At 29.3% G+C, this 12,182-nt stretch carries 1 protein-coding gene (cut by a window edge); it reads right to left on the bottom strand.

Annotation, left to right across the window (positions count from 1 at the left end):
* On the bottom strand, positions 1 to 12,182 hold the 5' portion of the coding sequence (locus ASF86_RS02105; protein ID WP_056478927.1) for a CARDB domain-containing protein. Its footprint begins 25,294 nt before the window's first position; the window shows 12,182 of its 37,476 coding nt (coding positions 1–12,182); it begins with the start codon at positions 12,180 to 12,182; its stop codon lies off the left edge, out of view.

Here is a 12,182-nt window from a genome sequence, read left to right as displayed (position 1 = left end):
ACAAATTGTCCAGCACCTGCCACTCCTTCTGGCATAGTGAAACTGAAACTACGATTGCGCACCTCACCAGCTTTAATTGGCAAAGCATCTTGACCATTAAATGCAACGGCAAAATTTAATATGGTTTTGCCAATGCTGCCATCTGTATTTCGTGCTCGAACAATAATTCGATCTTGAAAGTTTGTTGGAGTTGTAACACTACCTTGGTTCACATCCTGCCATACCACTGTCACAAGTTCCCCTGCCTGGATTTGTGGTTGTAACAGTTGGATGTTCTTAACAATTAGGTCTGGTCCTGCGACTACTTCAATCATTCCTTGATTGTCATTTTCTAATGAACCATTTTGGTTAAATTCAGAAATAGTATTGAGAGCATCTACTCTGACTTTTATAGCGAACTGCCCAACAGCGTATTTATCTGAAGGCCAAATAAAATTAAATTGACGTTGAGTAGAGTTGCCTTGCTCTAGGGTTTGATTAGAGATAAGAAGATCTTTACTAACAACAACTGTTCCTGTTGTAAGATTGATAATTTCAATTTTCTCTACCCATGATCCAGTCGCAGGAGCCTGTCCAGAGTTTTTAACCTCCCAATTTAAGGTAACTGAATCACCAGCCTGCCAATTAAGTGCAGGCGACAAAGAAATATGTTCGACAGTTAAATTAGGGTAATTCCTTAATTCACTTTTAAAAACGTAAGATGTTTGATTGTTTTTTCTTGATTCTACAGTTTCATTTTGTTGATTATAGACATCTGCCTCAACTATAACCTCAAAATCTCCAGCTCCTGAAATACCTTCAGGCAACTTAATTTTAGTAGTACGTACAATAGATTGATTAGAAGATATAGAACCATCATTCTGTTCAGAATAAGGCACTAGACTCTCTGCAATAATCTCTCCAGTAGTTTTATTCTTGATCAGAACTCGATCTGTAAAGTCACCAAACGAACTATTATTACCAATATTTGCCAATATCCAGTTAATTTCTAACTGGCTTCCAGATTTGATGGTTTCACGATCACTACTCTGAACAGTTAAATTTTGAACAGAAAAATCAACTTTTGATGCATTATTATTTAAATCAATCACAATTGGGTTTGATGGAGCATGAACATACACCACCATATGGAATGGTACTTCAATGTCATAACGGTCTAATTCATCAAATAATATGGTGTACTTACCCGAGACACTAGCAACAAATTCAGACCCCAAATTATTTAAATCATTTCGGGATATTATTTGCTTACGACCATAAGGATCAATTACGACTAAGCTAGTAAGATAGTTTTGTTTCCATACTCCATTGAAATAGCCATATGTTTGCGTAATCAACTGATCAAAATCAATAAACACTCGGTCGCCAGCATCCACATCAATCTGATATGAAAGCATTTCACCTTCTGGTTTAAGGCGGCCTTCTACTGCTTGACCACTTTCGATCTGTTGTACTTGAGCCAAATTGAGGAGCTTAAAACCATATTTTTGCTGCGCTAGACTTGTCGTTTTAACCTTAACTGTATAGCTACCTACATTTAAAGTTAATAATAAAGCATTTATATTATTCGAAGAACTTGAATAAACAATATTTCCATTATAATCTGCAATTGAAATCTCCACTTCTGGATCAGTTGAATTCAACAAATCAAATAATAGATTCGATTTTTCATTTATATTTAATTGATATATCACTTCTTGTTTATCTGGATTTAATATACCTGTTACTTTTTCATTAAAAATTACTATTGGTAAATTTTTCAAATCGACATGATCTATTTGAAAAGATACAGATCCTGAATACTGATAATATTCAGCATTATACCCTAAAAATGTATCATCAAAAACAATATAGTAATTTCCAGAATGCTTAATATTAATTAACTGACTATCCAGAGAAGAGTTTAAATTAACTCCAGAAACATCTTGACCATATTCGTTTATAATTTTATATCGTGGTACAGTTCCAGATATATTACCTAGACTATTAAACTGTAGGACTTGATTAGCATCAGCATAGAACTTATAAACACGATCAGCAATTGCATTTTTTGAAAAACCTAGTGAAACTGACTGGCCAAACTGAATTTCTTTTGCTTGTGAACTTAAATTTACCCATTTAAAATCGATATAATCATTATTATATTTTTTTAAAATCTTATATTTATACTTACCTGCTTTAAGATAATATGCTGTATTAAAGCTAGTTCCTAGGACTCTAGATTGTAAGTCTATTAAAGTCACTTGATCATTATATGAAGCACTATATTCAGAAGCTGTCCGATCTAAATAGTAAAGACCATCAGTTTTTACATCTAGATAGAAGTCTTGGGTTGTACCATCAGTCAGGCGACCAGACCAACTTTCAGTTGAAGTTACATTATCAGGTATTAAGATTTGCTCAGAGAATTGAGTAATAGGGTAAATGAAGCCACTTTGACGGCTTAATACAACAGTATTTAGCCCAGTATTAGAACTATAAGTATTGTTTCCACTAATCGGATCGTAGTGATTATTCTCACTTCCACTAAATCCAATATAATAAACACCAGTTTGCTCAGCAGTATATGAACCTGTGCCACCAGTACTATAAACACGATTACCAGAAGAATTAAAAATTTGAGTTAAGAAACCATAGTTCGAATAGGAATCTATATTTAATTTTTCACCTGCAACTAGCATAATTTGGTAAAGATCAACATCTTTATTTGTATTTACACCATTACCAATATTAGTCTTAATTTCAAGTTTAGTACCTGTCTTAAAATTCAACTCTTTAGCATTTTCTATAGTATCACCCACATCTTCACTCATTAATTTATTTAATTTGCTACGAGTGAAATTTAAGACTTGCTTATCAATTTTAATTTTATTAACAATTTTAAGATAATAAATACTTGTAGAGGTAGCGCTATATTGCAGTTCACCTGTAGAGCTAATTACAATTTCGTTACCTGCTACATCGAGTAAAGATAGACTTGCTTGTAAGCCAGAAAGCTTAAGATCAAAAACATCACCTTGATTTAAAACAAATCGATATAAGTAAGGTTGTTCAACAACAGGTTGTAACAATTCTATTTTAGATTGAGTTGGTAAGTATAGTTCATAAGCCGTAGCAAGACTTTGACCAGTTTGCTCGTATTGATCTGCCTCATGTATAGAAGCCTTCAACTTCAAATAACTAGATTGTGAAGTATTAGAGTTTAATCTTAAGGTATAATTTCCCTCAACAAGATAGATGCGACTACTTCCACTAATGGCAGGTAAATTACTATAGTAAAAAAGCTGATCGTTATTTTGATTTAATAGTCTTAAAGAAATATTTGAATGACTAGAAGATATATCATTAAGATCCAACCAACCCTCTTTAGCTATATTAAAGGTATAATCTATCTGATCAAATTGAGTTAAAAATGAAGTTGTTATTAATTCTCCATATTTTAACTGCTGAGTAGTATTCAATACTGGTAAGATTTTAACATTAAAATTATTAACAGCATTAATATTATAGTATTTACCAACAACAATATAATATTTATCTCCTAAAGCAATAAAAGCAGAAGTATTGTAATTATTTCTTGACTGTAAAATCTGTCCATTTATATCAACTATTTGATACCAAAGATTTGTAGATGACAAAAACTCAAGGCTATATTTTTGGCCTGCAACGGTATTAAGCTGTAAAAATTTAAATTGCTCATTTTCTTGCAATGTTGAAGAAATATTACTTAAATCAGAAACTTCTTGAGCTTTTTCAATATAATCAATTAATTTAAATGAATACTTAGGTGTCTGCGTATTTATTCCTTCAAATACTAAGTGATAAATACCAGCTGGTAAATATTGGATTGAATATGTATTTGAATCAATTAGAGAACCATCTTCTCTTAAAATATTAAAGAATGTTTGCCCTAGAGTAGCATCAAAAATAAAGGTTGTTGGCTTATCAAGTTTCAAATTATAGTAGTGAACATCTCCACCATTCATAATTTGTCCAGAAACTTGCTCACCAATTTGAACTGTTTTTCTTACTTCAACAGGTTTCGTAATTAGTATTGAGGTCTCTCGGTGTGTAGTTTGTCCCACTCCAAAAACTAATAAAATATATTGACCAGATTGAGCTAATGTATATTTAACTGCATGATCTTCATTAGCATACTGATAAGATGATGTAACTTGTTTCCCTGAAGGATCATATAGCTCCCAACGAATATTTTGATCAATTTCTCCGATATTTCTTAAATCAATTAGCCAAGAATCACCAGCTACCCCAGCAATACTCTGAACATTGGTTTTGCGACTATTATTAGCACTTATAATAAACGGTTGTCCAAGATTAACGCTTGAAATATTTGAGTTTAATAAATCAACAATTTCCAAAAAATAACCAACTGGATAATTATTATAATTATAAATCGCTATTTCATAGTCACCAGCACCTAAATCAAGAGCTTGTGCTTCATTAAGATTAAAATATGCAAAAGGACTTTCAGAATTTTTTTTATAAATAGAAATTATTAAAGAAGAATAATTCGAATAACCATTTATTTTATATAAAGAATCCTTTGTAATAGTAAAATTATATTTCTGTAAACTATTGCTCTTAATAGAAACATCAGAAACAAGTTCTCCTATAGCTATATTCAAATACTTATCTTTACTACTCACAGAAAAAAAGACATCTCCTGTATAATCATCATTATAATTAAATACTTGTAGATAATAAGTACCTGTTTCCCTTACCTCAAACCAACCATTATAATTGTAATAACCACCGATCTCTCTTATGACATTTCCTTTTTCATCATAAACAATAAATCCAGAGTTATAGTTAGTATTAAAATCATAAATTTTATTCTTATCAAAAACAGCCTTAATAATATTACTAGGCAAGCCCTGATTAATATTTACAGACACATTAGAGCCAAAATTAATATCTAAAAACTCAGTAGTTATAAATGTTTTAAAACTAAAAGTACTAACAATATCATTCGCTTGCTTATTACTATTAACTACAATAGCATAATTACCAACAGATAAAACATAAACACCATAATGTGAATTTACAACTAGCCCATTACTATCTATGATTTTATATGTATTACTCGAACTATTAGGTGATTGCTCGACAACTTTTAAAGCTGTCATCTTGTTAACAGCAAATGAATATTTTCTTTGTTGCTCAAGTCCTACAAATTGATCATTTACAGTAGTATTTAAATCGATACTTTTTGGCTGTAAAATCTCCTTTTTAATTAAATCAATTTTAAAAACAGCCTGAGTATTGCTTAAATTTTCAATTAACAATATATATTTAGAATTTAGGCTATTTTTAGGTAGGATTTGGTACAAGGATGAAAGAGTACCAGCAGAGATTATATTACCATCTTGACTATATAAGCTAAATTTAAGGTTAGATATATTCTGGTCAGCTGTATTATAGTGCAACCAATATTCAGCATTACCTTCAATAGATAAATTAAAGAATTGATAATCACCTTTTGTAGTTAAACTCACTGAGGATGATAAATTTTCTTCAATATTCAAGAAATTACTTTGATCTTGCAAAATAAAATCAAAATCATTTCCATCAATTTTCTCATAGAACTCAATTTTATAGACTCCTGCTTTAAGCCAGAAGCCTTCTACCCCTTTACTATTTACATTATTTAAAATTTTTGGAGAACCATCAAACACTAATCCTGATGGGCCAGTAATTTCAATATTACTAAAAGCATTTTTTATAAAGTTAAATGAGATAAAACCATCTTCTTTTAAAGCAAAACTATACGAGATACGATCATCTAATTCACTACTATTTTTACTAATTTTCTGATTTACGCTAATTATCTTACTTTGAACTGGCTCATGAATTAAATCTTCTTTATTCAATGAAAATTTGACGCCAATTTGCTTCTCAGAACCAATATTCATTACCGAAATATAGAAAAATGGCTGTGTTTTTAATAACTCAATTGGATTATTATCAATTCTTGTTCCATCTTGAGTCCAAAAATTGAATTCAACTCCATAATTTTCTGATATAGCTTGAAAGGTAAAACGGTTATAGTTATCGGTATAAGTTGCAAAATAGTCTTGAGAGACTTTATATAAAACTGTCTCACCTACCTCTAATTGCTCAATAATAGTTTCATTATTAACAAGTAAATTGTTAGCTTGGCTAGCCGATAAAATTTCAAAATAGGCAAATCCAGTTAACCAATTAGATTTAGCTACAATTTTATAGATACCTTTTTGTAAGTGTGTAGCTTGCAAATTTAAATTTCGATTAGTAGAAATTGAGGAACTTGCAAACATAGGTTGATTATTTGGAAGATTCCCCCCTACACCCACTAACTGGTAATTAAAGCCATCAAAAACCGAAACATTAAAGAAATAAGTTCCAGCTTCTTCAACATTTAAAATAATTTCCTGTTGCTGATATTGAAAATCAAAATTTTGATCAACTTTTAGGTTTGTACTAGAATTGACTGTAAATTGCTGTTGTCTTTGATTTTTAGAGAAATCTAAATTCGCTTCAACTCCGTTAAGATTTTCAATAATCAACCAATATTTTTTATTATGCTCCAGTAAAGGTAAGGATAATGTTCTATAATAATAATCAGACATTATAATTAGACCATTTTCATCCATCAACTTCAATAAAAAGCTTGAAGATTCAGAATTATTATAGTCAGGTAAATTAACAAAATATTGAAAGCTACTATCAGCAATGAAATTATAAACTTGGATACCGTCTTCTGAAACAGTATTATGTTCAACCAAATCAATGGTTTTATTTTCATCAAACTTATTAAAATTAATACTTATAGCGCCATCAGAATCAGGAATATAATAAAAATCAATTTTAACTATATAATTACCTGTCTCAAATAAATACAATTTATTGCTTGAATCTCGTAATGAATCAACAGCACACTCAACACCATTTATCAATTTAAAAAATTGATATGAAACACCTAAATTTTGTTCAAAATTGAAAGAGAACAAATTTTTCTCATCAATATTAAACTCAAACTCAATACCATTATAGAGATCTTTGTAATCAATTATGTTATTACGATAAATATCAATATTCGGCCTTTCATTTACTATAGTAAAATTAATATCTTTGATAGTATCAGAAGATATATTGGTAATACTTAAGTATATTAAATTCGATATTTTTTTACTCTTTAAAATGATATCAAATGCACTTTCAATATTAATATAAGAACCAATAAAATCACCATTATCAGCCCACAAATCAACTTTTAGCCCCGAAAAACTATTAAGATTTTTAAACGACAATTCGTCGCCTAGGCCAACAGGTAATTTATAAGAAACAGATTCATTTTTATCAAGAGAATTTATAGAAACAGAGCTATCTTTCAATAATTCTTTTTCTATATGTGATGAAGAGAAAATACTAAATTTATAATTAAGAGCTTCGTGATTATCATTAGCAATTGCTAAAAAATAGACTCCTCTTCTTAAATATAAACCATCAAGTGAGTTAATACTATTATATTGAACTCTTGGACCTAACAAACTCCAGTTTAATAAATTACCTTGCTGTAATTGATTAAGAAAATACAAACCGTCTTGCTTGATCTCAAGTGTAACAATTTGAAAGTCTTGATTAACATCAACTTGCCCATCCAAAATTAGTTCTTGGTCTGGTTCAACCGTCTTTTTTGAAGTAACTGAAATACTATTGTTTAAATTTTCTGTTTCTTCAAGTAAAACTATCGGATTAACTAAATTTTGATTTGCTGCACTCCATATCACCAACTTATATTTCTGAGAAAAAACAACAGGTCCTAAATCAGTTGACTCAGATGCTAGCTGACCAGAAAACCATTCAACCCCATCCATTGTAAGCAAACGGAATTGAATATTACTTACATCATTTAATAGCGTTATACTATAATTTTTTGAATTAGATACATTAAATTCATAAACTTGATAACCACCACTACCGATTAAATCAACTTCAGTATTTTGATTTAGATCAATCAATTGAGTTTGACTATCATCAGATATATTCAAGTAAAAATCATTTATTGAACTGTTTTCTACCGTATTAATTAATTCAAATTCTAATTTATACTTACCAGATTGTAGCCACAGAGTTTGATAAGCCATTCCACTGATATTATTAACATATTCAGCAGCCCCTGAATAAACCTCTCCATGATTATCAATTAATTTAAAACTTTGATAGTTTTTACTTAAAAATTCAATGGTTATAAAACCATCATTTACGATATCAAATGAAAAGAATGGTTCGACATCTGAGCTCAAGGAATTAAACTGTAACTCTTGGTTGATATCGATAGATTGATATTTAGGTTCTAAACCAAACTTTAACCCACTAACTTCATTACTAGATTTGTTATATATAGAAAAATACAGATAATCTAAGTTATCTTCAATATTTAATGTAAAATCATTATCAAATGATTTATATAACTCTCCATTTTCATTAAAAATCTGAATAGTTACATTTGGGTTATTAATATAATTTAACTTAAAGTCTTCATAAGAACCTGTAGCTAATTTCCACCAAGAAATTTGGTTAGCTTCAAGAGTAGGAACAATTAATTCGGAACCTACCTTTTCCATAACTGGAATATTAGCGACTGAATGAATGTTAAGCTTAGCTCTAACATCGCTGTTGTCCAATGCATTTAAATAAACTCTATGTTTTCCTTTAGTCAGAGCAAAGGATAGCGCTTGATAGTTAGACTCTTTACTATTCTGTGATTCGATTGTTTGATAAAAATTTCTTTCATCAAATCGAAAGTTCAATGAACCTATATAAGTCAAATCAAAAAAGTATAGACCATCAGCATCAACATTAATCTCAAATTCCTGCTCTCGTCCAGAAGACAAATTAATGAAATCCATAACAGTAGAATCATTAATTTCTACTTTTTTAGGAAATGAACTCAAACGAAAGTTCAATTCGGAATTTTCATTATTGGTTGATTCTATAATTAATATATAGTCATCTATTAAATCTTTTCTGTTTAAGTAAAAATTATAATTCGAAAGTTTGCCATCAAATAGTGTAAACCCATCTATACTTAAGATCTTGAAGTTGTAATCCTCAGAATATTGGCTCGCACTAATTGAGTAATCATGCGCTTCATCCATGCTAAAATGATAGATAACTACTTGTGATGAAAGTTCAACTTTTCTTGAAATGTTTTTATCTAAAGTTTCAAACTGACTAACATCTCTTAGTTGAAAAATAAAATTACTATTTTTTATTTTATTTTTAAATTCAATGTAATATTGTCCTGCAACTAACCACCCTGCATATATATTAGTTTTATTTAATAAATTTTCCCCTTCTGGGCCTACAATTAGAACTTCTTCATATATATTCTTCAAAAACTCAAAACTAACGAAACTATCCTTTTCAAGTTTAAAGTCATAATTAATATTTCGTGGTAAATCTATAGCAGAATCTTCTACAGTTTGTCCTAAAGAAATCGACTTAACAACATTTACAGGCTGATCATGTTTAATTGTATTAACTTTAAAATAAATATTATCAATAGCTTCTACCAGACTATCATTTGCAATAGTTATAAAGATTTTATCTTGTTCATAATCCTGATAAAAATTGGTATTATCTTTTAAATGATTAGAAATAATCTTTCCATATTGATCCCAAACTATAATATTTAGATCAGGATTTGAAATATTTAGTTGAAAACTATATTCATCTAGAATTCTTGAATCTAATTGGTAAGTAATAAATTGACCAGGCAGTAAATGTTCTACTGTGTAGTCCTGACCTGATTGAATTGGACTTGCTGATTTACTTGAAATAAAATCCAGACCAAAACTTCCTACTGAATCATAGTTTGAAATAGAAAGTTTATAAAAACCTTTTGTTAAATATACTGCTTGTACTATATTATCTCCTTGTTTAACATTATTACTCCACTCTATTTTTTTTACTCCAGGTCCACTTAAATTCCATTTTGTATTTACTAGTGTTTTTTCAGGATAAATAAAATACGTTCCAGACTCAGTGATATTCAACTCAACGTCATATGTCTGAGCAATGCTATCAAACTCATATTCTATTTTTTTACTACCATTTAAATCAAATTTATCTTCTTTTAAATTTGAAAGTCCAATACTATACTCAAAACTATTTACATTTTGCGATGAAGAATTAATCCAGAGATAATACTCTTCATTTAAACTTATTTTCTGTTTGATTAAATCAAGTTGATGAATATTAGTATCTAAAATTAGAGTCCCATAGTGATCAAGCAAATATACTTTAGGGATATCAGTAGTAGTTAATTTTATATCTACAGTTATAGTTCCTTTAACTGATTTTCCATAATTACCAGAATTCTCATAATTTGGATTGTAATATCTATTACTCTCTGAACTAAATGCTAAGTAATATTCACCATCTGCACTAAATGTATAAGAAATTGCTGAATTACTAGTTTGTACTAATTCTCTTCCATTTATATCAAAGATTTTTAAAAATCCCTGCATTTCAGTACTGTATGGTGCTGAAATATTGATTGTGTTACCCTTTTTCACTTGGAATTTATAAAAATCAACATCATTATAATTTGTTTCGTTATCACCAATAGCAACTTGTAATCTTTCTATTTTCAAAATATCAAGTTGTTGTGCTGTCGAAATTGAATCTCTCACATCACCAAACTGATTGTCACTTTCAATAGCCGATTTATACTTTATTTTTAATAGTACGTTTTGATCGATGCCTTTTTCTGGTTTACTATTAATATTATAATTATTATTATCAGTTGTACTGATACCTATATAATATAAACCGTTCTCAGTCACATTAAAATTTAAGTTATTTTCTTCAGCTTTGACAATCTCATTACCATATTTATCAAAAATTCTTATAAGTGTATTAGGTTGTTCTTTTTCAAGAAGTAATTTATCATCTTTGTTTAGCTTTAATTCAAATAAATCATAGCTACTTAATGTAAAGTGACTGTTTAATAATTTCTCAGTGAAATTTTCTAAATCAATGTTTTTAGCATATTCAATCTCTGAAATATATCTTTCAGAAATAAGTGAAATGAGTTCATTACTCCCACTGTTAATTTTTACAAATTTCGACCCAGTTCCAATATTATTTAATATCAATCCTTTATTGTTTTCATCAATAAGACCATCAACTTTAGAGTTTGTTTTTACAATGAATTTAATTTCACCGGCTGTAATATTTAAGCTATTTATTTCTAAAGTATAAGTGCCTGTTTTTAAAAATTTTGGTGCTGATTTATTATCACTTTCTAATGTACTGAGTGGTGAGAAAATAATATTTGAACTTTCATCTTTAATAGACCATTCTGTATTTTTTAATCCTTCTGTAATCTGATCAAATACCACCCATTGATCATGATCTATTTTAAAATTAAATTGCTTTGATTCAAATGGTTTATTAAAGTTTACTATTTGTTCTTCATTTATGTTTAATGATGAAATTTCAGACTTTAAAACATGTAAAGTAAAGTCACCTTCTAAATTACTATAATGAGTACTACTATCTATTGATAACCAATAAGCTCCACTTTTTTCCGCTACAAATCCTTGACTATCATTTGTACTTAAACGATTTTTGACTAATTGAGCGTTATTATCGAAAATACTCCATGTTGCATCATTAATATGACTTTCAAAAAATATACGATCTCCTGCTTCCACATCTATTTGGTATAAAACAGCTTGACTTGCAGGATTAAGATTCAGATGTGTTTCTTGATTTGGCTCTAACTTTATAGCACTTTCTTCGCCAAATAATCTAAATTTATAGTTTCCAATCTGATCATTATTACCATCAATAGTTAGTTTATATGTGTCAGGGGTAAGCTCTAAAAATTTATGGCTATCTTGATTTAGTTCAATTGCAGAGAAATTTTTACCATATTCTTTACCTTGCAATGACCAGTTAAAATTTTCACCTTCTACGCCATCAAAAAAGAATTTTGTTTTCTCTTTAATAACAAACTCATATTGTTTTTGTTGACCCGGTTGATCAATAGCTCCAGTAATTTCCTGTATACCTGGCATTAAATCTGCAGAAAGCAAAAGTTTTGGTTCAAGTTGTTCAACTGTCCACATTTGCTCTTGTGCATTTGTATTCGTTTCTTGTTGGCTCAT

It is taken from the genome of Acinetobacter sp. Leaf130, from assembly GCF_001423205.1.
Classification (GTDB): domain Bacteria; phylum Pseudomonadota; class Gammaproteobacteria; order Pseudomonadales; family Moraxellaceae; genus Acinetobacter; species Acinetobacter calcoaceticus.
The sequence above is the reverse complement of the archived record's forward strand: the minus strand, read 5'-3'. Positions and strand labels throughout refer to the sequence as shown.